Annotated in this window: 22 protein-coding genes and 1 pseudogene; 13 read left to right on the forward strand and 10 right to left on the reverse strand. The window is 71.3% G+C overall.

The window, feature by feature from the left end; genetic code table 11:
- Genes ACFRFC_RS00745 through ACFRFC_RS00765 form a run of 5 tightly spaced genes read left to right on the forward strand, consistent with a single transcriptional unit; the run spans position 1 to position 4,888 of the window.
- Positions 1-951: an SMP-30/gluconolactonase/LRE family protein gene (locus ACFRFC_RS00745; protein WP_382679655.1), complete on the forward strand. Its 951-nt coding sequence runs from the start codon at positions 1-3 to the stop codon at positions 949-951.
- A complete protein-coding gene (locus ACFRFC_RS00750) occupies positions 939-1,964 on the forward strand; it encodes a zinc-binding dehydrogenase (protein WP_382679658.1) in 1,026 nt (341 codons plus the stop codon). Before ACFRFC_RS00745 ends, ACFRFC_RS00750 begins: the two co-directional genes overlap by 13 nt.
- 46 nt (positions 1,965-2,010) lie before the next feature.
- Positions 2,011-3,132 (forward strand): zinc-binding dehydrogenase, encoded by a 1,122-nt coding sequence (locus tag ACFRFC_RS00755; protein WP_382679661.1) that lies wholly within the window; start codon positions 2,011-2,013, stop codon positions 3,130-3,132.
- Positions 3,133-3,134: 2 nt separating this feature from the next.
- The gene (locus tag ACFRFC_RS00760; RefSeq protein ID WP_382680163.1) at positions 3,135-4,145 is read left to right on the forward strand and encodes an alcohol dehydrogenase catalytic domain-containing protein; all 1,011 of its coding nucleotides are present in this window, start codon (positions 3,135-3,137) and stop codon (positions 4,143-4,145) included.
- On the forward strand, positions 4,142-4,888 hold the full coding sequence (locus ACFRFC_RS00765) for an SDR family NAD(P)-dependent oxidoreductase (protein WP_382679664.1): 747 nt from the start codon (positions 4,142-4,144) through the stop codon (positions 4,886-4,888). Before ACFRFC_RS00760 ends, ACFRFC_RS00765 begins: the two co-directional genes overlap by 4 nt.
- Before the next feature lie 144 nt (positions 4,889-5,032).
- Here ACFRFC_RS00765 and ACFRFC_RS00770 read toward each other — a convergent pair whose 3' ends face one another.
- The 4 genes from ACFRFC_RS00770 to ACFRFC_RS00785 form a co-directional block, all read right to left on the reverse strand.
- A complete protein-coding gene (locus ACFRFC_RS00770; RefSeq protein WP_382679667.1) occupies positions 5,033-5,521 on the reverse strand; it encodes a beta-class carbonic anhydrase in 489 nt (162 codons plus the stop codon).
- 183 nt (positions 5,522-5,704) lie between these two features.
- Positions 5,705-5,920: a hypothetical protein gene (locus tag ACFRFC_RS00775; RefSeq protein WP_382679670.1), complete on the reverse strand. Its 216-nt coding sequence runs from the start codon at positions 5,918-5,920 to the stop codon at positions 5,705-5,707.
- Positions 5,921-6,378: 458 nt separating this feature from the next.
- Positions 6,379-6,693 (reverse strand): hypothetical protein, encoded by a 315-nt coding sequence (locus ACFRFC_RS00780; RefSeq protein WP_382679672.1) that lies wholly within the window; start codon positions 6,691-6,693, stop codon positions 6,379-6,381.
- A 224-nt stretch (positions 6,694-6,917) separates the two neighbouring features.
- Positions 6,918-7,325, reverse strand: coding sequence for a VOC family protein (locus tag ACFRFC_RS00785; RefSeq protein WP_382679675.1), 408 nt, complete (start codon positions 7,323-7,325; stop codon positions 6,918-6,920).
- A 169-nt stretch (positions 7,326-7,494) separates the two neighbouring features.
- Between ACFRFC_RS00785 and ACFRFC_RS00790 the strand changes: the two genes are divergently transcribed.
- Entirely contained in the window at positions 7,495-8,343 is an 849-nt protein-coding gene (locus ACFRFC_RS00790; protein ID WP_382679678.1) for an alpha/beta fold hydrolase, read from the forward strand.
- 162 nt (positions 8,344-8,505) lie between these two features.
- Here ACFRFC_RS00790 and ACFRFC_RS00795 read toward each other — a convergent pair whose 3' ends face one another.
- From ACFRFC_RS00795 to ACFRFC_RS00810, 4 genes are all read right to left on the reverse strand, one after another.
- Positions 8,506-8,973: a VOC family protein gene (locus ACFRFC_RS00795; protein WP_382679681.1), complete on the reverse strand. Its 468-nt coding sequence runs from the start codon at positions 8,971-8,973 to the stop codon at positions 8,506-8,508.
- A gap of 74 nt (positions 8,974-9,047) precedes the next feature.
- Positions 9,048-10,451, reverse strand: coding sequence for an amidohydrolase family protein (locus tag ACFRFC_RS00800; RefSeq protein ID WP_382679683.1), 1,404 nt, complete (start codon positions 10,449-10,451; stop codon positions 9,048-9,050).
- On the reverse strand, positions 10,448-11,572 hold the full coding sequence (locus tag ACFRFC_RS00805) for a class I SAM-dependent methyltransferase (protein WP_382679686.1): 1,125 nt from the start codon (positions 11,570-11,572) through the stop codon (positions 10,448-10,450). Before ACFRFC_RS00805 ends, ACFRFC_RS00800 begins: the two co-directional genes overlap by 4 nt.
- Positions 11,569-12,618, reverse strand: a complete 1,050-nt coding sequence (locus ACFRFC_RS00810) for a zinc-binding dehydrogenase (protein ID WP_382679688.1) — start codon at positions 12,616-12,618, stop codon at positions 11,569-11,571. The genes ACFRFC_RS00805 and ACFRFC_RS00810 overlap by 4 nt, the downstream gene beginning before the upstream one ends.
- Positions 12,619-12,954: 336 nt before the next feature.
- Between ACFRFC_RS00810 and ACFRFC_RS00815 the strand changes: the two genes are divergently transcribed.
- Positions 12,955-13,497, forward strand: coding sequence for a GNAT family N-acetyltransferase (locus tag ACFRFC_RS00815; protein WP_382679691.1), 543 nt, complete (start codon positions 12,955-12,957; stop codon positions 13,495-13,497).
- A 32-nt stretch (positions 13,498-13,529) separates the two neighbouring features.
- Positions 13,530-13,754 (forward strand): annotated as a pseudogene (locus ACFRFC_RS00820) (hypothetical protein); the annotation flags it as partial.
- 14 nt (positions 13,755-13,768) lie between these two features.
- On the opposite strand, the gene icmF reads toward ACFRFC_RS00820, so the two are convergent.
- A complete protein-coding gene (icmF, locus tag ACFRFC_RS00825; protein WP_382679694.1) occupies positions 13,769-16,999 on the reverse strand; it encodes a fused isobutyryl-CoA mutase/GTPase IcmF in 3,231 nt (1,076 codons plus the stop codon).
- Positions 17,000-17,212: 213 nt separating this feature from the next.
- A complete protein-coding gene (locus ACFRFC_RS00830; RefSeq protein WP_382679697.1) occupies positions 17,213-17,944 on the reverse strand; it encodes a polysaccharide deacetylase family protein in 732 nt (243 codons plus the stop codon).
- A gap of 377 nt (positions 17,945-18,321) precedes the next feature.
- On the opposite strand from ACFRFC_RS00830, the gene ACFRFC_RS00835 reads away from it, so the two are divergent.
- The 5 genes from ACFRFC_RS00835 to ACFRFC_RS00855 all read left to right on the forward strand — a co-directional run bounded on the left by ACFRFC_RS00835 (position 18,322) and on the right by ACFRFC_RS00855 (position 25,136).
- A complete protein-coding gene (locus tag ACFRFC_RS00835) occupies positions 18,322-19,689 on the forward strand; it encodes a serine hydrolase domain-containing protein (RefSeq protein ID WP_382679700.1) in 1,368 nt (455 codons plus the stop codon).
- On the forward strand, positions 19,686-20,726 hold the full coding sequence (locus ACFRFC_RS00840) for a dipeptidase (RefSeq protein ID WP_382679702.1): 1,041 nt from the start codon (positions 19,686-19,688) through the stop codon (positions 20,724-20,726). Before ACFRFC_RS00835 ends, ACFRFC_RS00840 begins: the two co-directional genes overlap by 4 nt.
- Before the next feature lie 147 nt (positions 20,727-20,873).
- Entirely contained in the window at positions 20,874-23,144 is a 2,271-nt protein-coding gene (locus ACFRFC_RS00845; RefSeq protein WP_382679705.1) for a dipeptide ABC transporter ATP-binding protein, read from the forward strand.
- Between the two features lie 100 nt (positions 23,145-23,244).
- Positions 23,245-24,195 carry an ABC transporter permease gene (locus ACFRFC_RS00850; RefSeq protein ID WP_382679708.1) on the forward strand — a complete coding sequence of 317 codons (951 nt, stop codon included), beginning with the start codon at positions 23,245-23,247 and terminating at the stop codon, positions 24,193-24,195.
- Positions 24,192-25,136: an ABC transporter permease gene (locus ACFRFC_RS00855; RefSeq protein WP_382679711.1), complete on the forward strand. Its 945-nt coding sequence runs from the start codon at positions 24,192-24,194 to the stop codon at positions 25,134-25,136. The genes ACFRFC_RS00850 and ACFRFC_RS00855 overlap by 4 nt, the downstream gene beginning before the upstream one ends.
- Positions 25,137-25,154: the final 18 nt, after the last annotated feature.

The raw sequence follows: 25,154 nt of genomic DNA on the forward strand, positions 1-25,154 counted from the left end.
ATGGACTGGGCATCCCTGCCCCGCCTGGACGCCTCCGTCGTCCGCGAGATCGAGTGCCGCGCCGCACTCGCCGAGAGCCCGCTGTGGCTCCCCGGGCCGGGCCTCCTGCTGTGGGTGGACGCGTTGGCGGGCACCCTGTACGTCCTTGACGACACCTCGGGTCCGTGGCGCGTCCACCGCCTCGCCGAGGGGAACGCGGCGAGTGCGGTGGCCGCCGACACCCAGGGCGGCATCCTGCTCACCGCCGGAACCCAGGTGACCCGGCTGGACCTGGAGGAGATCACCCGCCCCACCCTTCACGCCACCATCCCCGCCGACCCGCCCGGCGTGCGCTTCAACGACGCCAAAGTGGGCCCCGACGGCCGCCTGTGGGCCGGTACGGTCCGCCCCGGCACCGACGCGGGCGGCGCCCTGTGGACCATCGACGCGGACGGCCGGGCCGAACGGCACCTCACCGGAGTCACCCACGGCAACGGCCTGGCCTGGAACCCGGCCGGGGACCGCCTCTACTTCGTCGACAGCGGCCCCCGGACCCTCACCCGCTTCGGCTACGACGCCGCCCTCGGCCTCACCGGCCCGGGCGAGACGTTGTTGCGCCTGCCCCCGGAGGCCGGTGTCCCCGACGGGCTGGCCAGCGACGCCGAGGGCGGGCTGTGGCTCGCGGTGTGGGGAGCGGGCCGCGTCCTGCGCCTCACCCCGGACGGCGAGCCGGTCGCCCGTATCGACCTGCCCGCACGCCATGTCACCTCCTGCGCGTTCACCGGCGCGCGGCTGAACCTGCTGGCCGTCACCACGGCGGCTGACGACGACCGCCCCGGCGGCTCCGTCCACCTCCTGGACGTGGGTGTGACGGGCCTGCCGGTGCCAGCCTTTGGCACCCCGGCCACCGCCCCACACCCCGCACCCCACCCCACCCGACACGACGTCAGGGAGCCGCGATGGGAACACTGATGCGCCAGGTCTGGATCACCGGACCGGGCTCGGTCGAGGTCCGGACGGTGGCCGTGCCCGACCCCGGCCCCGGCGAGGCCCTGGTCCGGACGGCCTTCGCCGGGATCTGCGGCTCAGACCTGCACACCCTCACCCGTGGACACCCCTGGCTGCCCTACCCCCTCGCCCCGGGACACGAGGCATCGGGCCAGGTCGCGGCCCTCGGCGACGGCGCCCACCGCTTCGCCCCCGGCGACGACGTCTACCTGCGCCCCGTACTGGCCTGCGGAACCTGCGCCCGCTGCCGCAGGGCCCGCCCCAACCTCTGCACCGACCTGATCGGCGTCGGATCCCACCTCCCGGGCCTCATGGCCGACTTCGCGGTCGTCCCCGAAGCCGCCCTCGCCCGCGTCCCCGCCGGGGTCGGCCTCGCGGAGGCTGCCCTGATCGAACCACTGGCCACGGCCGTGCACGCCCTCACGCGGGCCGGTGACACACGGGGCGCGGCGGTGCAGGTGACCGGCGGCGGAGCCATCGGCCAGTGCGTGCTGCTCGCCCTGACGGCGGCGGGCGTGGGCCCGGTGGCCGTGGTCGAGCCCGTCGCGTCCAAACGGGCGCTCGCGTCGGCACTGGGCGCGGCCCACGCGATCGACCCCGCGAGCGGCGACGCCCGGGAGCGGGTGCGTACGGCCCTCGGCGGACGGCCCGACGTCGTGTTCGACTGCGTGGGTTCCGCCGTGACGATCAGGGCGGGCGTGGCGGAGGTGGCGCGCGGCGGTTCCGTCGTGGTCGTCGGAGTCGGCCACGGCGAGGTCCCGGTGCCGATCGAGACGGTCCAGGACCACGAGGTGACGGTGACCGGTTCCGCGATGTACACACCGGAGGATCTCGACCGCGCGGCGGAACTCGTCGCCGAGGGCGTACCGGTGGCCCGCCTCATCACCTCGGTACGGCCCCTCACCGACGCCGCCGACGCGATGGCCGCCGCGGCCACGGGCACCGAGACCAAGATCCACCTGGCGGGCCGGACATGACCCGCGCCACCCTCCTCTCCCTCTCTCACCTCCGGCGGAGGCACACATGCTGATCCCCACCCCCGTCTTCTTCGGCGCGGGCGAGCCCCACCGCATAATCGACCTGGAGGTGGCCGAGCCGCGCACGGGCGAGGTCCGGGTCCGGATGGCCGCCTCGGGCGTCTGCCACAGCTGTCTGTACGCCATGGACGGCGAACACGCCGCGATCCCCGTCCCGATCGTGCTCGGTGACGAGGGCGCCGGTGTGGTGGAGTCCGTCGGCCCCGGTGTCACCTCCGTGTCCGAGGGGGACCATGTCGTGGTCTCCTGGGCCCCCGGATGCGGCACCTGCCGCGCCTGCCGCCGGGGCGCCCCCGCCATCTGCCGCCGCCCACCGCCGTTCGGCAGGATGCGCGACGGCACCACCCGCCTCTCCGCCGCCGGTCGGGAGGTGTTCCACTACGGTCCCGCCACCAACGCGCCGCTGACCGTCCTGGAGGAACGCGCCGTGGTGCCGGTCCACCCCGGCATGCCGCTCGACCTCGCCGCGCTGATCGGCTGCGCGGTGGCGACGGGTATCGGTGCCGTCCGCACCACGGCGGCCGTCCGGGTCGGTGACGCGGTCGCCGTGCTCGGCTGCGGCGGGGTGGGCGCGAGCGCCGTACATGGCGCCCAACTGGCGGGAGCCCACCCGGTGATCGCCGTCGATGTCGTACCCGCCAAGTTCGAGGCCCTGCGCGCACTGGGCGCCACCCACTGTGTCGACGCGCGCTCCAACGACGTGGCGGGCCAGATCCTGGACCTCACCGACGGCGGGGTGGACCACGCCTTCGTGACCACGAGTGCCGCCCCGGCGTTCGACACGGCCCTGCGCGTCCTGGCACCGCGCGGGACCGCCGTCCTGGTCGCGGGCTACCCCGACGGCGCACGCGTGGCGTTCGACCCCGGCCACCTGCTCAACGGTGAGCGCCGCATCATCGCCTCGAAATACGGCTCGTCCAACCCGCCCGTCGACTTCCCCGACCTGGTGGACCTCCACCTCGCGGGCCGGCTGAAACTGGCGGAGATGGTCGCCCGACGCTGGCGCCCCGACCAACTGGACGAGGCGTACGACGCACTGCGCTCCGGCGCGGCCGGGCGCGGCCTGATCGTCTTCGACCCGCCCCCGGCCGACGAGCGGGGGCGGTGAGGATGCGTGCCGTGGTGGCCTCGGCGCCGGGACGGCAGGCGGTGGAGCACATCCCCGACCCCGACCCGGCCGCGAACGAGGTGGTGATCGAGGTACGGGCGTGCGGCATCTGCGGAACCGACCTCCACCTCCTGTCGGGCGGACTCGGCGACGGCCGGTTCCCGCTGGTGCCGGGACATGAGTCCTGGGGCGAGGTCGTCGCGGTCGGCACCGGCGTCCACGACCACCGCGTGGGCGACCTGGTGGCCGTGGACCCCTCGCTGCACTGCGGCCGGTGCGGGCGCTGCCTGCGCGGACAGGGCAACATGTGCGAGGACTGGGGCGCGATCGGCGCCACCAGACCGGGCGCCTGGGCCGAGTACGTCGCCGTCCCCGAGGCCAACTGCCACCGCCTGGGCGAGTCCTTCCCCTGGGAGGCCGCCGCCCTGCTCGAACCCGTGGCCTGCGCGGTACGCGGCCTGGACCGGCTGCGCCCGCGCGCCGACGAACCGGCCGTGGTGTGCGGGGCCGGCACGATGGGCCTGATCCTCGCGCTGCTGCTGGACGCCAGGGGCGTGGGCCCGGTCACCGTCGTCGACCCCAACCCGGCCCGCCGGGAACTGGCCGCCCGGCTGACCGACGCCACCGCCCGACACCCCGACGAGGTGACCGGACTCCGGGTGCCCTGGGTCGTGGAGGCGACCGGACACCCCTCCGGCTTCACCCAGGCGCTCGACCTGGTGGACCGGGCCGGCCATCTCCTCGTCTTCGGAGTGGCCCCGCCCGCCGCACGCGTCGAGGTGTCGCCGTACCGCGTCTACGCCGACGAGTTGACCATCGTCGGCTCGATGGCGATCCTGCACAGCTTCCCCGCCGCCGTGGACACGGTCCGCAGACACGCGGCCCGGCTCACCCCGCTGGTCACCGCCGCCTTCGGCCTGGGGGACATCGGCACCGCCCTGGACGGGGTGCGCGCGGGTACGACCGTCAAGACGCTGATCGTGCCGGGCGCATCGCAGGGGGCAGGGAGGTGACCGGCAGGCGCGTCCTGGTGACCGGGGCCCGCCGGGGGATCGGCGCCGCCCTGGCCGTGGGCCTGGCCCGCCCCGGTACGGCCCTGGTGCTGCACCACCTGGACGCCGCGCACGAGATCGCCGACGTGGCCGCCCGGTGCCGTGACCTCGGTGCGGCGGTCGAGACCCTGGAAGCCGACCTGGGCGACGCCCGCGAGATCGCCCGCCTCGCCTCGGCCGCGGGCCCGGTCGACGTGCTGGTGAACAACGCGGCCCGCGCCTCCCAGTCGGCGCTCGACGACCTGACCCACGAGGAGTGGGCGTCCACCCTCGCCGTGAACCTCACCGCGCCCGTCCTGCTGGCCCGCGCCCTGGTCCCCGGCATGCGCGCACGCGGCTGGGGACGCATCGTCAACATCACCTCGGCGACGGTACGGCTCGGCGGCCCGTCCGGCCCCGCGTACGTGGCCGGCAAGAGCGGCCTGGTCGGCCTGACCCGCGCCCTCGCGCGCTCCCTGGGCCCGGCGGGCATCACCGTCAACGCCCTGTCACCCGGGGCGGTCCGCACCGAGAGCGAACGCGAACTCGCCACCGCGCACGGGCCCCAGCACGACCTGGACGCGGACATCCTGCGCCGCCAGGCACTGCCCCGCCGGCTCACCCCCGACGACATGGTCGGCTGCCTGCGCTTCCTGGTGTCCGAGGGCGCGGCGGGGGTGACGGGGCAGGTGATCGAGGTGGGGGGTGGGCTGGTCCATCGATAGGCGGGCCGCCGCCGCGCGGGCCTCGCCGCGGCCCGATCAGCCTGATCGACCCGACCAGCCCGACCAGCCCGACCAACCCGACCGACGAGGAACTGTCGGCCGGGCACGAGGTCTTTGAGGCGCCTCATCGCATCTCACTGCGCCTCACTGCACCTCCGTCAGCTGCCCCGTCTCCACGGCGAAGACGAAACCGCGAATGTGTCGCTTGTGCGGCACGAAGGGATCGGCCTTGATACGCCGGATGGACTGCCGGACATCCGTCTCCAGATCGGCGAAGGCTTCCGGCGCCCAGGGCGGGCGGATTCCGGTCTCGTCCTCGATCTCGCGTTTGAAGTCGTCGTCCTTGAAGGTCTGCATGCCGCAGTCCGTGTGGTGGATGAGCATGATCCGCCGAGTGCCCAGGAGGCGCTGGCTGATGACCAGCGACCGGATCGCGTCCTCCGTCACCGCGCCGCCCGCATTGCGGATGATATGGGCGTCTCCCTCCTTGAGGCCCAGCATCGAGAAGATGTCGAGCCGGGCATCCATGCAGGCGAGGACGGCCAGTTCGCGTGCCGGAGGAAGTGCGAGGCGACCGCCGAAGGAAGCGGCGTACACCTCATTGTTGACGAGTGATTCATCGATGACCGACATTATTTCCTCCCGTTTTTTCGGTGTGGAGAGGGGCTGCCGGACGCAGCGAATGCTCACTTCTCCAAAACCAGAGGGAATGTACCGAGTCCGAATTCGAACAGGAAAGTCCATGCAAAGAAATGGGTACCGATCCGGCCAGGTCCGGACCGGTAGCCCTGCCCGCCCGGCAACCAGGCGCAAGCCCTAGTCGCAGATTTCGACGGTCCCGACATAGTCGAGTTTCTTCCGCAGGACATAGCCGGTCGCGCTGCCGGAAATGACCTCGTCGACGGTGCCGTAGTAGCGATCGTCGACGGGGGCCGGATAGCTCGCGGGCTCCAGCCGGAAGAACAGGGTGCCCGAGGCCACGTCCCCGACGCGGTTGCCCCCGGCGTCCCAGATCTGCCCCTTGTTGTTCACCCGGTACTGCTTCCGCAGCGGACAGGTCCGGGCCGGGGACGGCGTGGGTGTGGGGGTGAGTGTGGGGGTGGGACGTGCGGGGGGTGGGCTGGACTCCGGAGGGGGGCTCGGGGCGGGCGCGGGTGCCGGCGGCAGGGCCTGCGGTGGAGACGTGGTAGTCGGCGCGGGGTTCTGGGTGGGCGTCGGCGCGAGGCTCGGCCGGGTGCTCGCTGTGGCCGTCGGGGCCGGTGAGGGCGCCCCGGGCGCGGGCGGGATCGGCTGAGCGGGTTCCGAGGTGTCGGGGCCGCCGAAGGCGACGACCGCCAGCACCGTGAGCCCAACGACCATCGCCCGCCGTGCCGCGGGCCGTACGGGGACTTGCGGGAAATGGTTGTGCTGGACGGCCTTTTCCCCGATGACGATGCCATTACCGCGAGCCGAGACCTGCATTCCCTCGCCGTCAGCGAGGCGGTTCTTCGTCACCGGTCGGTGAAGTAGTTGGTCTGGCTGATGTGGTCGCCGAACGCGACGCCTCTGGACCTGTTCACGAACACGCCGCACTTGCCCGCCGGAACGCCCCGATCGGGTTCGTTCACCGGCTCGCTTCCCTCGCCCGCGTCCGGGGCGGACTCCTCCTCACCGGCCGTGGCGTCCCGCCGCCTGCGCGACACCAGGGACATCAGCCCGTTCCAGGCGCTTCGCGCGGCCCGCTGGCCCGTCTCCGTCAGCCCGCCCGTGAGCCCGCCCACCAACCCCGCGGCCAAGGCCCCCGCGACCAGTTCCATCGCAGCCACCGTTCCCCCTTCATCACGCTTCATCGACCCGGCAGCGCGCGGACCGAAGAGACTTCGACACGGCCCAGTGTGTCCAGGAAGTCTCACCAGCCCCGCCGGGCGACGGCACCCGACACGGCATTGACCTCGCAGGACTTCGGAGTGTTTTCGCTCGCACGGGTGATGTGGGGGACACGATGGCCCGGACACGGGCGGCTTCCGGCTTCGGGCCGGTGGGAGCCTGGTCAGCCGGGCTGGATGACGGGCTGGATGACAGGCTGGATACGGGTGCGCAGGAGGCAGAACTCGTTGCCTTCCGGGTCGGCCAGGACATGCCAGCTCTCGGCGCCGGTCTGGCCGATGTCGACCGGCCTGGCGCCCAGCGCGAGCAGCCGGTCCAGTTCGGCGTCCTGGTCGCGGTCGGTGGCGCTGACGTCGAGATGCAGCCGGAGCTTCCCGGCCCGCGGTTCGCCGCTGGGACTGAGGACGAGGGTGGGCAGCGGGCCGCCGAATCCGACGTCGGGCGGTCCGATCTCGATGCTTCCGTCGTCCTCCCGCAGCAGTTCGACGTAGCCGAGAACCTCGCTCCAGAAGGCGGCGAGCCGTTCGGCGTCGGCGCAGTCGATGACCAGCTCACTGATACGGCATGCCATGCCCGCCAGTGTACGAAGCGATGTGCCGACGACCGATGAGTCCGCGCCCTCCGCGAGGTCTACATGATCGACAGACCAGGAACAGCCCCATTCAAGAACAGCCTCATCAAGAACAGCCCCATCAAGAACAGTCTCATCCGGAGAGAGCATGACCACTGACTCGACAGACTTGACCGATACCACTCGCACGGCGGACACCCCCGAGACCGGTGCCGTCGGTTCGCTCAGGGTGCCCGGCGCGCTTCTGCACTACGAGGTGCGCGGCGAAGGCCCGCTGATCGTGCTGGTCGGTGCCCCGATGGACGCCGCCGCCTTCGCCCCGCTGGCCGAGCTGCTCGCCACCGACCACACGGTGCTCACCACCGACCCGCGCGGCATCCACCGCAGCACGCTGGACGACCCCGAGCAGGACTCGACGCCGCCTCTGCGCGCCGACGACCTGGCCCGGCTGATCGCCCATGTCGACGCGGGCCCGGCCCTCGTCCTGGGCTCCAGCGGCGGTGCCGTCACCGCGCTGGCCCTCGCCCAGGCCCACCCGGACCATGCGCACACCGTCATCGCCCACGAGCCCCCGCTGATCGAGCTGCTGGAGGACCGCGAGCAGCTACGCGCCGGGACCGAGGACCTGGTGACCACCTACCTCGACGGTGATGTCACGGGAGCCTGGAAGAGATTCTTCGCGCAGGCCGGCATCGCGATTCCCGAGCCCGTGATCGAGGAGATGTTCGGGGGCGAGCGCGATCCGCGCCAGGTGGCGGACGAGCGTCGCTGGTTCGCCCATGAAATGCGTGGCTCCACCTTCTGGCAGCCGGACACGACCGCCCTGCGCACCGGGGCCACCCGCGTCGTGGTGGGCATCGGCGACGACTCCACCGGCCAGCTCTGCGACCGGACCTCCCAGGCGCTCGCTCAGGCCCTGGGCATCGAGCCGGTGATGTTCCCCGGCGGTCACACCGGATTCGTGGAGACCCCCGACTCCTTCGCCACCCGTCTGCGGGCGGTCATCCGCGCGGACTGAGCCGGCCCCGGGGGAACAGCTGCGGAGGGCGGCCTGGGCCACTACGGGGATCAGGCCGCCATCGCCGCCACAGACGCTGGACCGACCCGACCGACCCGGTCGCCGGGACCGGCGCCAGACCGTCTCGACAGGCCCGGTCGGCCGCGTCTCCTCTCGGGCCGCTCAGCCCCACAGCTCCTGGATGGTCGAGAACACCTTCTGGTTGTGCGAGAACTCGATCGTGTTGCCGTCGGGGTCGTTGACGGCGCAGATGTACCCGATGTGGGCGGCCATCTCCACCGGCTCCCAGCGCAGGTTCCCCATCTCGCGCGCCTTGGCCGCGACCGCGTCGACGTCCTCGCGGTGGGGCAGCTCGATGCCGATGTGGGCGAACGGCGCCAGCGTCGGGATCTTCTCGCCCGGCTCGATGCCGAAGCGCGCCCCCACCTCGGGGATGAACTCGGCCAGGACGAGGACGAACGCCGAGTCGACCTGCCCCTTGTTCGACAGCCAGGCACCGCGCCCGTTGCTGTCCACGTTCTTGGTGACCAGCACCAAGGGGGTGAGGCTCGTGTAGAACTCGATGGATCGGTCCAGGTCGCTGACCGGCACGGCGACGTGGGTCCAGCGGGGTTCGGTCAGTTCAGCCATGGTTCTGCTCTCCTCGTTCGTTTCACTTCATTCATGGGGTTCGTTCGGCCCGGCCGTGACACGCGGCCGTGTGGTCAGACGGTGGGCCACTTGGCCCGGTTGGGCAGGCCGGAGCGGGCCACGATGCCCTCGCCCGCGGTCTGGGCGCGGCGCAGCAGGTCGTCCTCGTCGATCGTCGTGCAGCGGTAGTTGTCGACGACGCGCCGCCCGTCGACGAACACCGTGTGCACGCCCCGCCCGTCCGCCGACCACACGAGCTGGTTGGCCACGTTGTGCAGGGGCCGCCACTCCGGCCGGTTCGTGTCGTGCAGGACCAGGTCGGCCTTCTTGCCCGTCTCGATCGAGCCGATCTCATGCTCGGCCTGGAGCCCACGGGCACCGTTGCGGGTGGCCATCGCGAACGCGTCCTCGGCCGGGAAGATCGTCGCGTCCCGCCGGGCGTCCTTGAACAGCCCGGCGACCAGGTAGGTCGCGCGCATCAGGTCGTGGTAGTTCGAGGCGTTGTTGCCGTCGGTGCCGATCGCCACATTCACACCGGCGGCCACCATCTCGGGGAACTTGCCGATCTGGGTCACGCCGTAGGACACCTTGAGCGCGGTGGTCGGGCAGTGCGACACACTCGTCCCCGTCCTGGCGAGCCGCGCCACCTCGTCGTCGTCCACATGGACGGCATGGGTCAGGATCACGTTGTCACCGAGCACACCCAGCTCGTCGAGGTGCACCATGGGCCGCTGCCCGTACGCCGCGAGGAAGCCCTCGGGGTCCATCGCGGCCGGCGACATGTGGAAGCTGAACCCGCTGCCGTACTCGATCGACAGGTTCTTGGCGGCCTGCCACAGTTCGTCGCTGCAACAGGTGTGGCCGATGATGATCGGCCAGGCCTGGATGCGGCCGTCGGCCACCGAGGCGTACTTGCCCATCGTGTCGTTGAGGCGGGCGATGGCCTGTGCGGTCGACATGCGCAGGATCTCCGGCTCGGGCACGAGGTCCCATGCCCACGGTCCGACGCGGGCGCGGATGCCGATCTCGGTGAGGGCCTCCACGACCGGGTCGATGAACCGGATCGTGCCCGCTTCCAGGAACGCGGTCGTGCCGCTCTTGAGCATCTCCAGCGCCGCGAGCTGGGCCGAGATGTGCTCGTCCTCCTCGGTGTAGTGGGTGTGGATCGGCGTGAGCCACTCGAAGACGTTCTCCAGGAACGGGGTGTCGTCCGGGACGAAACCGCGGGTGAGTGGTTCCCCGGTGATGTGCACATGCGTGTTGATCAGGCCGGGGGTGACGACGAACCGCTCACCGGAGATGACGGTGTCACTGTGCCACTCGGCGGTCACGTCGGCGGTCTTGCCGACGGCCACGATCAGGTCGTCCCGGATGGCGACCGCCCCGTCGCTGATCACGCGGCGGGAGTCGTCCATCGTCACGACGAGGGTGTTGACGATCAGGGTGTCGGCGGGCGCCGTGGCATTCGGGGAATTCACGAGGTGGCCTCCGAGGTGCGGGAGCGGATGAGGCGGACATGCTGGCGGGGCACCGGCTCGAACGAGTCGGTCAGCTCGGCTCCGGCCGCCCCGGCCCACGCGCGCAGGTCCGCGACCGTGACACCGAGCCCGGCCGTGGAGGCCAGCATCGTCAGGGACAGCAGCAGTTCATGACGCGCGGCGCGGCAGACGGCACCACGGTCTTCGCCGTCGGTGCCCTGTCCCGTGCGGGGTGGGTCGGGGCGCGGATAGTCGACGACCACGACGACCCCGTCCGGGCCGGCCAGCTCGACCGCGCGGGCGAGCAGCCGCCGGGCCCGCTCGGCCGGCTCGGCCCGCAGCACATGTGCCAGGACGACGACATCGGCCGAGGTGACCGGGAGCGCGGACTCCAGGTAGTCGCCGGGAACGGCGATCACCCGCTCACGCAGGCCCGCGTCCATGGCCGCGCGCTCGGCGATCGGCAGCACGTCCGGCAGGTCGACCGCGACCACCGTGCCCTTCGGCCGGGTGCGCAGCAGCGAGGTCAGCCACGCCCCCGAGCCGCAGCCGAGGTCGACGATCACCGGCTGCTCCGGCCACAGCCCGCGCTGCTCCAGCTCCGCGGCGACAGCCGTGGCCACAGCCGCCTGGGTGGGGCCGGTCGCGCGGACGAGCGCCGGGTACAGCTCGGTCAGGTCGGCGGTCACGGCCGGCTCGGGCGCGCCGCTGCGGATGGTGTCGGCGAGGCCCGGCCAGGCCCCCGGCGGCCCCGGGGAATGGTGGACGAGGGCGGCCATCGAGGCCGGTGCCGTCGACACCAGGTAGCGCTCGGCCACGGGCGTGAGCCGGAACCGGTCCTCGTCGGCGGCGAGCAGGCCGAGCGCGACGAGCGTCTCGGCCAGGACGGACACCGGGCCGGGCCCGTCGGCACCGATCGCGCCGGCCAGCCGCACGGCGTCCAGTCCGCCCCCGTCGGCGCCCGCCGCATCTTTCGCATCCCCGGCATCCCCCGCATCCTTCGCGAGGGCGTCGAACAGGCCGAGGTCGAGCGCGGCCGAGAGCGCCCAGTAGGACGTGAAGCCGTTGATCACGTCCCACACCGGCGCCGGGCCGACCGGGGTGGTGGTCGCCGTGCTCATGGCCGCAGCACGATCTTGCCGGTGGCCTGCCGTGACTCCATCCGGGCCTGTGCCGCCGCGGCCTCGGCCAGCGGGAACTCGCTGTCGATCGGCGTGCGGAACGGCGACGCCCAGTAGGCGTCGAGCATCGCGGCGAACTCGCGGCGGTCGTACGGGTCCGAGCCGAGCAGTTGCAGCCCGAAGTGGTAGGCATAGACCAGGTCGAACTCGGCCCGGTTGCCGGTCGTGTTGCCGAAGAACACCAGCCGCCCGCGCGCCGCGAGGCTGTAGATGCCGGTGTTCCAGGTGGCCGGGCCGACATGGTCGAGTACGAGGTCGGCGCCCCGTCCCGCGGTGACCTCGCGGACGGTTTTCACGACGTCGCCGGTGGTGGAGTTGACCACGACATCGGCGCCCAGGCCGCGTGCGTAGTCGACCTTCGCGTCCGAGCTGACCGTGGTGATCACCCGGGCGCCGGCGGCCTTGGCCAGCTGGATCAGGGCGGTGCTGACGCCGCTGCCGGCCGCGTGGATCAGCACGGTCTCGCCGAGGCGGACCTTGCCGATCTCGATGAGCGCGTGCCAGGCCGTCATCCAGATCGTCGGTACGACGGCCGCTTCGACCAGGTCGACCTCGTCCGGCACCCGGTGCACATTGGCCGCCGGGACGAGCACGTACTCGGCGTAGCCGCCGGCCAGGGTGGCACCGATGACACCCGCGCTCGGGCACCTGCCGTCGGCTCCCGTGACGCAGCTCTCGCAGCGATCACACGGCACGGCCGGATTCACGACGACCCGCGTGCCCTCGGCGAACGCGGTGCCGCCCTCCCGCCCGGCGCCCGCGGGGCCGACCGCCGCGACGGTACCGGCGACGTCCATGCCGGCCACGTGCGGCAGGGCGAAGCCGGGGATCAGTCCCGGCCCGCGTCGCTGGAGGACGTCGAGGTGATTGAGACCGCAGGCGGCGACGCGGACGAGCACTTCACCCGGTCCCGGATCGGGCACCGGGACGTCGGCCACCTGGAGTACATCCCGGTCACCGTGCGTTCGATGGAGTACAACCTTCATACGAGAGACCTCCACTGGCTGTGGGACTTCGGTCACCGGCCAGTTCGATGCACACCTGGTCGGCATGCAACGGTCTCCGGAGCGCCGCGAGGACGCTCCCCCCGATCGATTTGTTGCCCATCGACCGGATCGGCCCGAACGTATTGCGGCCCGTCGACGGCTGTCAATGCCCCGGACACATCACCTCGAACTCGGCGGAGTCATCCTCGCCGGGTTCCGGCACCGCACACCAACGGCCAGACCGAAGATCCACATCGTCCGCGATCGCCACGGGTTACCCCTCTGACCGGCGCAAATCGGTTGCCGCCGGTCAGTGCTCCGGGGTAGGAATCTCGCATGCTGAAGGGTGGCAAGGTCGGGCTCAGGGCCCGGCACGAGGATGACATTCCGGTCCTGCGGACCGAGCTGTACGACGACGTGATCACCGGTTCGCGGGCCGAAGGCGGGCCATGGCGCCCGGTCACGCCCGGCTCGAAGGATCCGCGTCTCGTGGTGGACGACAAGGAGGAGGGGCGGGTCCCGTTCTCCGTGGTGGAGCTGGCGGGCGGCACACTGGTCGGCACCGCGCTGCTGTGGGGCATCGACACCCACAACCGGTCCGCGCACATCGGGCTGGGGCTGCTGCCGTCCTCCCGGGGCAAGGGCTACGGCACCGATGTGGTCGCGGTGCTGTGCCACTACGGTTTCGTCGTGCGCGGCCTCCAGCGGTTGCAGATCGAAACCCTGTCGGACAACGCCGCGATGCTGGGCTCCGCCGAGCGCAACGGCTTCGTCCGCGAGGGCGTGCTGCGCTCCTCCGCCTGGGTGCTGGGCGAGTTCCTGGACCAGGTCGTGCTCGGCCTCCTCGCCCACGAGTGGAAGCGGGATCCGAAGGTCTAGGTGTACCGCCGATCCGCCGGGAGCGGCCCGGTCGGCGCACCCGTCCCTACAACAAGTACCTGGAGTGGGAGCTGACCCGGTTCCCGCTCCCCGGCTGGGACACCGGGGTGCTGCTCGGCGCCTTGGACCGTATCTCGGGAAGGGGCGACATATTCACCCGACGGTGTCTCTTCGCACAGGTCGAGGCGGTGGTCCGTAGGGCCGGGCATGGGTCGGTGTTGGACGCCTGGGGCGAGGACCTGGAGCTGATGCGGCCGGCCTGGGCGCTCGGTCAGACATTTCGGCGGTACTGGCCCCCGACCTCGAAGAACGCGTCCGTGATCTGTTGCAGTGTGCAGACGCGGGCGGCGTCCATCAGGACCGCGAAGACGTTCTGGTCGGTGACCGCCGTGGCCTTGAGCGCGGTCAGGGCGGTGTGGGCCGCTTCCTGGTGCGCGGACTGGTAGGTGTGGACGCGCTTCAGCTGGGACTGCTTCTCGTCCTCGGTGGCCCGGGCCAGTTCGATCACGCCGGGCTCGGCGGTGCCCGCGTGGGGGTTGCGGAAGGTGTTGACCCCGATGATCGGGAGCGTGCCGTCGTGTTTGCGCTGCTCGTAGAGCATGGACTCGTCCTGGATCCGGCCGCGCTGATAGCCGGTCTCCATGGCGCCGAGCACCCCGCCGCGCTCGTTGATCCGGTCGAACTCCCGGAGGACGGCCTCCTCCACCAGGTCGGTGAGTTCGTCGATGATGTACGAACCCTGGAGCGGGTTCTCGTTCATGGCGAGGCCCCACTCGCGGTTGATGATGAGCTGGATCGCCAGGGCCCGGCGGACGGACTCCTCGGTGGGGGTGGTGACCGCCTCGTCGTAGGCGTTGGTGTGCAGGCTGTTGCAGTTGTCGTAGATCGCGATGAGCGCCTGGAGGGTGGTGCGGATGTCGTTGAAGTCCATCTCCTGGGCGTGCAGCGAGCGGCCGGAGGTCTGGACGTGGTACTTGAGCTTCTGACTGCGCTCGTTCGCGCCGTACTTCTCCTTCAGCGTGACGGCCCAGATCCGGCGGGCCACCCGGCCCATGACGGAGTACTCGGGGTCCATGCCGTTGGAGAAGAAGAAGGAGAGGTTGGGCGCGAAGTCGTCGATGTCCATGCCGCGTGCCAGATACGCCTCGACGTAGGTGAATCCGTTCGCGAGGGTGAAGGCGAGCTGGCTGATGGGGTTCGCCCCGGCCTCGGCGATGTGGTAGCCGGAGATGGACACCGAGTAGAAGTTGCGGACCCCCTCGGTGATGAACCACTCCTGGACGTCGGCCATCATGCGCAGGCTGAACTCGGTGGAGAACAGACAGGTGTTCTGGCCCTGGTCCTCCTTGAGGATGTCGGCCTGCACGGTGCCGCGTACGTTCGCCAGCGCGTGGGCGCGCAGCCCGGCCGCTTCCTCGGGGGAGGGGTCGCGGCCTTCGACGGCGCGGAACCGGTCCAGCTGCTGGTCGATGGCCGTGTTGAGGAAGAACGCCAGGATCGTCGGCGCCGGTCCGTTGATCGTCATGGACACCGAGGTGGCCGGCGAGACCAGGTCGAAGCCGTCGTAGAGCGCCTTCATGTCCTCCAGCGTCGCCACGGACACGCCCGAGGTGCCGACCTTGCCGTAGATGTCGGGGCGTTCGTCGGGGTCGCGGCCGTACAGGGTGACGGAGTCGAAGGCGGTGGACAGACGGGTGGCGGGCTGGCCCTCGGACAGCAGCTTGAAGCGCCGGTTGGTGCGGAAGGGGTCGCCCTCGCCGGCGAACATCCGCGCCGGATCCTCACCGTCCCGCTTGAAGGGGAACACCCCCGCCGTGAAGGGAAAACTGCCGGGCAGATTCTCCCGTAGCCAGAACCGCACCAGCTCCCCGTGATCGGTGAAGCGGGGCAGGGCGACACGCGGAATCCGGTTGCCGGAGAGGGACTCGCGGGTCAGCTGGGTACGGATCTCCCGGTCCCGGATCCTCACGACCTGCTCGTCACCGGAGTAGGAGGCGACGACCGAGGGCCAGTTCTCGATCTGAGCGGTGATGTGGCGCGGGAGCCGGTCGCGGGCGTCGTCCAGCAGTGACTGTACGTCCCGGGGGTCGGAGCCGGCCTCGACCAGCTCGCCCCTGACCGCGTCCAGCCGCTGCACCCGGCGCGCGGCCTCGGCCAGTACCTCGCCCTCGCGGTGATAGGCGCGCACGGTGTCACTGATCTCGGCGAGATAGCGCACCCGGTGCGCGGGCACCACCTGGCGGATGCCCGAGGAATGCCGGACGGCGACCGGCGCCAGCGTGCCCTTGGACACCGGCAGTCCCTGCCCGGCCAGGACGGACCTGAGGTGCTGGTAGAGCGCCGTGACACCGTCGTCGTTGAAGGTGGCCGCGGAGGTGCCGTACACCGGCATGTCCTGCGGCCTCTTGTCGAACGCCTCGCGGTTGCGGACCAGTTGGCGGGCGACATCGCGCAGCGCGTCCTGGGCGCCGCGCCGCTCGAACTTGTTGATCGCCACGACATCCGCGAAGTCGAGCATGTCGATCTTCTCCAGCTGTGACGCCGCGCCGAACTCCGGGGTCATCACATACAGGGAGGTGCCGACGAACGGCACGATCGCCGCGTCGCCCTGGCCGATACCCGGTGTCTCCACGATCACCAGATCGAAGGCGGCGGCCTTGAGGAGGGCGATGACATCCGTGAGATGTTCGGGCAGTTCACGGCTGCCCCGGGTGGCCAGACTCCGGAAGAACACCCTGCTTCCGTCGAGGGAGTTCATCCGGATCCGGTCTCCGAGCAGGGCACCGCCACCCCGGCGCCGGGTCGGGTCGACAGCGATCACCGCGATCCGCAGCTTGTCCTGCTGGTCGACCCGGAACCGGCGCACCAGCTCGTCCGTCAGGGACGACTTCCCCGAACCGCCGGTGCCGGTGATACCGAGCACCGGCGTGGTCCGGGCCGCCGCCGTGGCCCGCACCTGCTCCAGCAGCTCCGCCGGCAGTCTGCCCAGCTCGGCGCCGGTGGTGGCGCGGGCGATGGCGAACCGGTCGCCCGCGACCACGGCGGCCAGGTCGGCCGGTCGGTCGTCCCAGAGGTCGAAATCGCAGTCCTTCACCACCGAGTTGACCATCCCGGCCAGCCCCAGGCGCTGGCCGTCCTCGGGGGAGAAGATGGTCACCCCGCTCTGCCGCAGCCGGGTGATCTCCGCGGGCACGATGACGCCGCCCCCGCCCCCCACCACACGGACATGCCCCGCGCCCTGGGCGCGCAGCGACTCGACCAGGTACTCGAAGTACTCCACGTGCCCGCCCTGGTAGGACGAGACCGCGACACAGTGGACATCCTCCTCCAGCGCGGCGTCCACGACCTCCTGCACCGAGCGGTTGTGCCCCAGGTGGATCACTTCGGCGCCCTGGGACTGGAAGATGCGCCGCATGATGTTGATCGACGCGTCATGCCCGTCGAACAGGGCCGACGCGGTGACCAGGCGGACAGGGTGCACGGGACGGTGCGGTTCGCTCATCGGGGCCTTCCCGGACAGGTCAGAAGGAGTTCTTACCCGAGATACTAGGACGTCCTAGTATCTAACTGAAGGTGGTGAGCGTATGACCAGGAGCACAGCGGGGGAGACGCTCGGCGCTGCTAGCGTTCTCCGGCTGTCCGGCTGTCCGGCTGTCCGGCTGTCCGGCTGCCCCGCTGCCCGGCTCTCCGGCCGCCCGGCTTCCGTGACGTGGGCCTACGGCCGGTAGGCGGCCCGGTTGTGGTAGGTGACCTTCGCCGCGGGGAGCTTGGCGGGGGCGAAGAGCTGGTCGACCGTCACGAAATGGAAGCCGCGTGCCTTGAGGGCCTGGATGATTCCCGGGACCGCGTTGACCGTCGTCTTGTGGATGTCGTGCAGGAGGACGATGTCTCCCGGCCTGGTCTGCGTCTTGACGGTGTTGATGATTCTGGCGCTGTCGCGGTACTTCCAGTCCAGGGTGTCGACGCTCCAGTGCACGAGCGGCCGGGCGGCGGCCTGGCGGACGGTCGCGTTGTGGGCGCCGTAGGGGGCGCGGACGGTGGTGGGCTTCTTGCCGGTGGCCTGCTTGATCGCCGTGTCCGCGCGGGCGAACTGGGACTTGATCTGCGCGGCGCTGAGCCGGGTCAGGTCGGCGTGGTCCCAGCTGTGATTGCCTATCTGGTGACCCGCGCTCGCCGCGCTCCGCACGGTCGACGGGTACCGCTGGACGTTCTTGCCGACGACGTAGAAGGTCGCCTTGACGTTGCGGTCGTTGAGCGTGCGCAGCAGCCGCTGGGTGTCGGCGACCGGCCCGTCGTCGAAGGTGAGGGCGACACACTTCACCTTGCGACAGTCGACAGCCGCGGGCGCGGCTGTGGGTGCGGCGGCGGAGGCGGGGGCGGTGGTGCCGGCCAGCATGGCGCCGCAAAGGGCGGAAACGGCAACCGAGATGACGAGGCGTCGGTGCATCAGGTCCTCCAGGGGAACGGGCTTGCCCTGTGAGACCAACACCTCGGGGGCATGGATGCCCTTGCGTTTCGCGCCACGGGGGCCGGTTTCGGGCCTGGGTACGGAACCCGCCGTGACCGGCCGCTCGCCGCCGGGGCGGGACTGCTCGCCGACCCGGACCCGCAGGTCGGTGCCTGTCCTGCGACGGGCAGGCGAGTTCGGTCGCTCCCACCAATCGATGGACCGTTTGTGGTGGGAGCGGATGAAGAGCGCGGTTTCCGCCGGTTCTATGCTCGTCCGGAATCGAGCGGGGAGGTAGGGACACCGTGCCGAAGCCGGATGGGCTGGATGGCGTTGATGAGCTGGATGGGCCGCGGGAGCGGGATGCGCTGGACGGGGTGGGTGCATGGTTGCGCCGACGGTTGCCGGGGCTGCTCCGGGAGAGCCAGGTGCCGGGCGCGGCGGTCGCGGTCAGTGTCGGCGACGAGGTGGTCGAGGCCGCGGCCGGGGTGCTGAGCACGGCCACGGGTGTCGAGGCGACCGTGGACTCCCTCTTCCAGATCGGTTCGATCACCAAGGTGGTCACCGCGACCCTGGTCATGCAGTTGGCGGACGAGGGGAGACTGGACCTCGACGCTCCCGTGCGGGCCGTCCTCCCGGAGTTCCGGATCGCCGACGAGCGGGCCGCCCGGCGGATCACCGCGCGCCACCTGCTGAGTCATGTCGCCGGTTTCGAGGGGGACGTCTTCACCGACACCGGCAAGGGTGACGACTGCCTGGAGAAGTACGTGGGTGTCCTGCGCGACGTGCCGCAGCTCTTCGAGCCGGGCGCGATGTTCTCGTACAACAACGCGGGCTTCTGTGTGCTGGGGCGGATGGTCGAGGTGCTGCGCGGGGAGCCGTACGACGTCTGCGCCCGGAACCACCTCTTCACGCCGCTGGGCATGACCCACACCGCGAGCGACCCCTACGAGGCGATCGTCCATCGCGCGGCGGTGGGCCATGTCGAGCGGGTGCCGGGGAAACCCCTGGAACCCACCCCTATCTGGGCGCTGGCGCGCTCGAACGCGCCCGCCGGGTCGATGCTGGCCATGCGCCCCCGTGACCTGCTGGCCTTCGCCCGGATGCACCTCGCCGAGGGCCGCGGCCCGCACGGCACCACCGTACTGAGCCCGGCGAGTGCCCGGGCCATGCGGCTCCCGCAGATCACCCTGCCCGATATCGACCAGGGCACCGCCTGGGGGCTGGGCTGGGAACTCTTCGACCTGCCGGACGGCCCGCTCTTCGGCCACGACGGGAACACCATCGGCCAGTCCGCGTTCCTGCGCGTGGCACCGGAGCGCGGTGTGGCCGTGGCGATTCTCACCAACGGCGGCCTCTCACGGCAGGTGTACGCCGAGATCGCGGGCCGGGTGCTCGGCGAACTCGGCGGTGTCGGACTGCCCGCGCCGCCGACACCGGGAGGGACCGCTCCCATCAGGGAAGCGTCCAGGTATCTCGGTACCTACACGTCGAGCACCTCCGAGACCACGGTGAGCCGCGACCCGGCGGGGCGGCTGTGGATGGAGCGCACCCCCCTCGGGATCATCGCCGACCTGGACGAGCCGCCGTACCGCACCGAACTGGTCGCCTGGCGCGGTCACTCACTGCTCCCGGTCGAACCGGAGCGCGGTGTGCACGCGCCGCTCGCCTTCCTCGGTGACGACGGGCAGGGGCACGCCCGCTATCTGCACACCGGCCGGGCCGACCGACGGGTGACACGGTGAACGAGCTGCACCGGCGCGCTGTCGTCGCCGACCTGCACAACGACCTGCTGTGCGCGGTGGCCGCCCGGCCGGTGGAGGACTGGGCCGAGTTCTTCCGCGAGCGCTGGCTGCCGCAGTTGCGGGCCGGTGGGGTGGACCTCCAGGCGCTGCCGGTGTTCATCGACGACCCGTACCGGCCCGAAGGCGCGCTGCGCCGGACCCTGCGGATGATCGAGGCGGCCCACCGGCTCGCGGCCGGCAACAGCGATGCCGTCACCCTGTGCGAGGACGGCGTCCAGATCGATCAGGCGCTCGCGCAGGGCCGTATCGCCCTGGTGCTGGCGCTGGAGAGCGCGCCCGGTGTGGGCGAGGACGTGGAACTGCTGGAGACCCTGTTCCGGCTGGGGGTCAGGATCGCGTCCCTGGCACACTTCGGGCGCACCGCCCTGGCCGACGGCAGCGGGGAGGACGGGACGGGCGGCCGGCTCACCCGGGCCGGGGTCGCGGCGCTGGCCGAGATGGAACGCCTCGGCATGCTCTTCGACATCAGTCACCTCGGCGCGGCCGGGGTCGGGCATGTCCTGGAACTGGCCTCGCGGCCGGTGATCGCGACCCACTCCGCCGCCCGGGCGCTCTTCGACCACCATCGCAACCTCACGGACGAGCAGCTCCGGGGTGTCGCGGCGGGGGGCGGGGTGGTGTGCGTCAACTTCTTCGCCCCGTATCTGCACGGCAGCGACTACTCGATGGACCGCTTGATCGACCACTTCGAGCACATCGCCGGGGTGGCCGGGATCGGGCATGTCGGACTGGGCCCCGACTTCATCAAGGAAGTCCTCGCCGACACCACCCCGCCGTGCTGCGAGCGTGCCTTCGTCGAAGGGGTGCCCGCCGACGCCTATCTGCCCGGCCTGACGGGCCCGGCCGGGCTGCCACTGGTCACCGAGGCGCTGCAACGGCGTGGCTGGCCGGAAGGTGACATCGTCGCGGTCCTGGGCGAGAACGTGCGGCGGTTGCTGCGGAACGAACTCGGCCGGCCGGCCACGTCCTCCGGCTGAGCGGACTCGTACATCCCAACCCAACCCACCCCACTCCTCGCCGACCCCTCGTACGGACCTCTTCGTACGACTTGCTGACCTCTTCGTACGACTGGACAAACCCCAACCCGAATGTTCGATGAACCCGACGAACGATATTCGCGCCCTGTGTCTGAATATCGTCGGGTGGCCAAGGAGATGGAGAGCGGTACCGTGCGCACGAGCGATGGTTCCGAGAACCCGCGTGGGCCCGCGGACGGCAGCCGCGTGCTGACGATCCGCGATCTGTCGGTGGAGATCCGGCGCGGCGACCGGGTCGTCCGCCCGGTCTCGGGAGTCAGCCTCGCGCTCGACCGCGGGGAGACCCTGGGAATCGTCGGGGAGACCGGATCCGGCAAGTCCATGACCGGTCTGGCGATCATGGGCATGCTGCCGGCCGGCGGCCGGGTGACCGGCGGGTCGATCGACTTCGGCGGCACGGAACTCGTCGGCCTCCCGGCGGCCCGCTACCGGGCCCTGCGCGGCAACGACATCGCCATGGTGTTCCAGGACTCCATGACCGCCCTGAACCCCACCCGGCGCATCGGCGAACAGGTCGCCGAGCCGGTACGGCTGCACCACGGCGCCTCGAAACGGGCCGCCCGCACGCGCGCCGAGGAACTGCTCGCGCTGGTCGGGATACCGAGGCCCGCCGAGCGGATGGACGACCATCCGCACCAGCTGTCGGGAGGCATGCGGCAGCGCGTGATGATCGCCATGGCGCTGGTGTGCGAACCGAGGGTCGTCATCGCCGACGAGCCGACCACCGCGCTCGACGTCTCCGTCCAGGCCGAGATCCTCGATCTCCTCGACGACCTCAGATCCCGGCTGGGCATGTCGATGATCCTGGTCACCCACGACATGGGGGTGATCGCCCGGCACGCCGACCGGGTGGGCGTGATGTACGCCGGACGCGTGGCGGAGACCGGGCCGACACCCGCGCTCTTCGCCCGCACCCGGCACCGCTACACCCACGCCCTGCTGTCCTCCATCCCCTCGCTCACCCAGGACCGGCGCGAGAAGCTCTTCAGCGTCCCCGGCGCACCGCCGGACCTGGCCGCACACCACGCCGGCTGCCCCTTCGCCCCGCGCTGCACGGCCGCGACGGACCGGTGCCGGGAGGAGCGGCCGGGGCTGTCGGTGGGGGAGGGCGGCCATACTCATGCCTGTTGGCACCCGGTCGAGGTCGAGGTCGAGATCGAGGGTTCGACGGTCGGGGACCACCACGCCTCGGCCGACCTCCCGTCGCCCGACCGCCCCGCGTACGATCACCTCTCGCCCGACCGCTCTGCGCCTGACCACCACGCGCCCGTTCACACCTCCCCCCACCACCCCCCGGCCCCCCTCCCCGACCGCGACACCCCGCCGCGCCTGCGCGTCATCGACCTCCGACGCGAGTACCCGGTCGGCGGGCGGCGAGGCGGTCTCCTCGGGGAGCGCCGCACGCTCAAGGCCGTCTCCGGAGTGAGCTTCGATGTCGCGGCGGGCGAGACATTCGGGCTGGTCGGCGAGTCGGGATGCGGCAAATCCTCGCTGGGCCGGATGCTCGTGGCCCTGGACCGGCCCACCTCGGGCGAGGTCATCTTCGACGGCGCGCGGGTCACCCGGATGAGCCCCCGGGAACTCGGGCCGCGCCGGGCCCAGCTCCAGATGATGTTCCAGGACTCGAACGCCTCCCTCGACCCCCGGATGCGCATCGGCGCGATCCTGCGCGAGCCCCTGGCGATCCAGGGCATCGGCACCCGGGCCGAACGGACCGCCCGCGCCCGCGAACTGCTGCACGACGTGGGTCTGCCCCTGACCATCCTGGACCGCTACCCCCACGAACTCTCCGGCGGCCAGCGCCAGCGGGTGGGACTGGCCCGCGCGCTCGCCCTGGATCCGAAGGTGCTGGTCGCCGACGAACCGGTCAGCGCGCTCGACGTCTCCGTCCGCTCCCAGGTCCTCAACCTGATGCAGCGCGTCCAGCGCGAACGCGAACTGAGCAGCGTGGTGATCTCCCACGACCTCGCCGTCGTGCGGTACCTGGCCGACCGGGTCGGTGTCATGTACCTCGGCAAGCTGGTCGAGACCGGCACCACCGAGGAGGTGTACGGCGCCACCGCGCACCCCTACACCGCGGGACTGCTCGCCGCGGTCCCCGAGGCGGACCCGGGGGCGCCGCGTCCCCCGGCGGACGCGCGGGTGCGCGGCGAACTGCCGAGTCCCCTCGATCCCCCCAGCGGCTGCCGCTTCCGTACCCGGTGCGCGCTCGCCACCGAGCTGTGCGCGACGGTGGAGCCGCCCCTGACGACGGTCACCGGTCCGCCCCCGGCACCGGCGACCGGTACACATCAGGTCGCCTGCCACCACCCCTTGCGGTCGAAGGCCGGGCGGCCCGAGGAGCTGACGGCACGATGACCCGCTTGTCACCCCTTCCCCGGGTTCCACAGGTCACGACCTCGCGGCCCGCACGCCTCACACGCCTCACACCGCTTTCTCGCAGAGGGGCTGGACACGCATGACCTGGTACGTGGTCCGACGGCTGGCGATCTCCTTCCTCGTCCTGCTGGGGATCTCCGCGGCCGTCTTCTTCCTCCTGCACCTGGTGTCGGACAGCCCCGGACGCGTCGTCCTCGGACAGCGCGCCTCACCCGAGGCGGTGGCCGACTTCAACCAGGAGCACGGGTTCGACCGCCCGATCGTCGTGCAGTACGTCAGCTACCTGGGCCAGCTCGTCCAAGGCGACCTGGGACGGTCCTACAAACTGAACGAGAACGTGATCACGCTGCTGGGACAGAACGCCGGCCGCAGCGCCACCCTGTCACTGGCCGGTCTCGTCCTCGCGCTGCTGATCGCCGTACCGCTCGGCATCCTCCAGGCGGTCAAGCGCAACAGCCTCATCGACCGGGGCGCCACGGCCGTCTCCTACGTCCTCTACGCGACCCCGTCGTTCCTGCTGGGCCTCATCCTGATCGCCGTCTTCAGCCAGTCCCTGCCGTTCTTCCCGGCCGAGGCGTCCCAGTCACGGTCCCCGTGGGTGGTCCTCACCGATCCACGCGCCATGGCCCTGCCCGTCATCACGCTCGCCATCACCAGCGTCGCGGTCTTCTCCCAGTACCAACGCTCCTCCGCGCTGGACCAGCTCGGCCAGGACTACATCCGGGTCGCGCGAGCCAAGGGGCTCCCGGAACGGCTCATCCTCACCCGGCATCTGCTGCGCAACGCCTGCCTGCCGCTGATCACCCTGGTCGGCACGCTCGTCCCCACCCTCCTGGCGGGCAACCTGATCGTCGAGTCCCTCTTCAACTATCCCGGCCTGGGCCTGCTGTTCCTCAACAGCCTGCAACGCGAGGACTATCCGGTACTCCTCGCCTACACCCTCATGGGCGGTGTCCTGACCGTGATCGGGAACCTCGTCGCCGACATAGCGGTCGCCGCCGCCGACCGCCGAATCGAGCTGGAGAAATGACCTCACGACCCATGGACACGGCGGAGGCCACCGAGACGGACGCCACGGCACCTGCCGAGACCCAACCCGCCGGTCCGGGCGAACCCACCCCGCAGCGGAAGAGACTCTTCCCGAGGTCGGTGCTGCGCACCCTGCGACACCATCCGCTCGGCCTCACCGGCGGGCTGCTCCTGGTGCTCGTCGTCGGATTCTGCTTCCTCGGCCCGCTGCTCCACCGCACCAACCAGACCGACGTGGACCTGCTGAACGCGGCCCTGCCCCCCGGCCCCGGACACCCGCTCGGCACCGACGCCAACGGCTTCGACGTGCTCGGCCGGCTGATGGCGGGCGGCAGGGTGTCCTTGCAGATCGGACTGCTCGCCGCGCTCTTCGCCACCGCGATCGGCACCCTCTACGGCGCTGTCGCCGGACTCGCCGGAGGCATCCTCGACGGGTTCCTCATGCGGGTCGTCGACATCCTGCTGTCGGTGCCCTTCCTCTTCTTCGTGCTGATCCTCTCGGCGCGGTTCCACGCGAACGCCGTGACGCTGAGCCTGGTCATCGGCGGGTTCTCCTGGCTGATCTCGGCCCGGCTGGTCCGCGGTGAGGTGCTGACCCTGCGGGTGCGGGAGTTCGTGCTGGCCGCGCGGGTGATGGGGGCGTCCCGCCGGCGGCTCATCCTCACCCATCTGATCCCCAACGCGCTCGGCGTGATCATCGTCAACATCACCTTCCAGGTCGCCGACGCGGTCCTCGTCGTCGCCGCCCTGGGGTTCCTGGGCTTCGGCCTGACCTACCCGACCGCCGACTGGGGCAGCCAGCTCGCCAGCGGTGCCACCTACATCTCCGCCGACCACTGGTGGCTGGTCTATCCGGTCGGCGGCTGCATCGTCCTCACGGTCCTGGCGCTCAACCTCCTCGCGGACGCACTCCGCGACGCGCTCGGGCGCCGGGCCGACTGACCGACCGGCTGACGGGGA

Origin of the sequence: Streptomyces sp. NPDC056734 (assembly GCF_042790455.1) — a bacterium.
Classification (GTDB): domain Bacteria; phylum Actinomycetota; class Actinomycetes; order Streptomycetales; family Streptomycetaceae; genus Streptomyces.

Coding starts and splice junctions, on each gene's coding strand:
- ACFRFC_RS00745 (WP_382679655.1), top strand. CDS start 1: ATGGACTGGGCATCCCTGCCCCGCCTGGACGCCTCCGTCGTCCGCGAG.
- ACFRFC_RS00750 (WP_382679658.1), top strand. CDS start 939: ATGGGAACACTGATGCGCCAGGTCTGGATCACCGGACCGGGCTCGGTC.
- ACFRFC_RS00755 (WP_382679661.1), top strand. CDS start 2,011: ATGCTGATCCCCACCCCCGTCTTCTTCGGCGCGGGCGAGCCCCACCGC.
- ACFRFC_RS00760 (WP_382680163.1), top strand. CDS start 3,135: ATGCGTGCCGTGGTGGCCTCGGCGCCGGGACGGCAGGCGGTGGAGCAC.
- ACFRFC_RS00770 (WP_382679667.1), bottom strand. CDS start 5,521: ATGTCGGTCATCGATGAATCACTCGTCAACAATGAGGTGTACGCCGCT.
- ACFRFC_RS00785 (WP_382679675.1), bottom strand. CDS start 7,325: ATGGCATGCCGTATCAGTGAGCTGGTCATCGACTGCGCCGACGCCGAA.
- ACFRFC_RS00795 (WP_382679681.1), bottom strand. CDS start 8,973: ATGGCTGAACTGACCGAACCCCGCTGGACCCACGTCGCCGTGCCGGTC.
- ACFRFC_RS00805 (WP_382679686.1), bottom strand. CDS start 11,572: ATGAGCACGGCGACCACCACCCCGGTCGGCCCGGCGCCGGTGTGGGAC.
- ACFRFC_RS00810 (WP_382679688.1), bottom strand. CDS start 12,618: ATGAAGGTTGTACTCCATCGAACGCACGGTGACCGGGATGTACTCCAG.
- ACFRFC_RS00815 (WP_382679691.1), top strand. CDS start 12,955: ATGCTGAAGGGTGGCAAGGTCGGGCTCAGGGCCCGGCACGAGGATGAC.
- icmF (WP_382679694.1), bottom strand. CDS start 16,999: ATGAGCGAACCGCACCGTCCCGTGCACCCTGTCCGCCTGGTCACCGCG.
- ACFRFC_RS00830 (WP_382679697.1), bottom strand. CDS start 17,944: ATGCACCGACGCCTCGTCATCTCGGTTGCCGTTTCCGCCCTTTGCGGC.
- ACFRFC_RS00850 (WP_382679708.1), top strand. CDS start 23,245: ATGACCTGGTACGTGGTCCGACGGCTGGCGATCTCCTTCCTCGTCCTG.
- ACFRFC_RS00855 (WP_382679711.1), top strand. CDS start 24,192: ATGACCTCACGACCCATGGACACGGCGGAGGCCACCGAGACGGACGCC.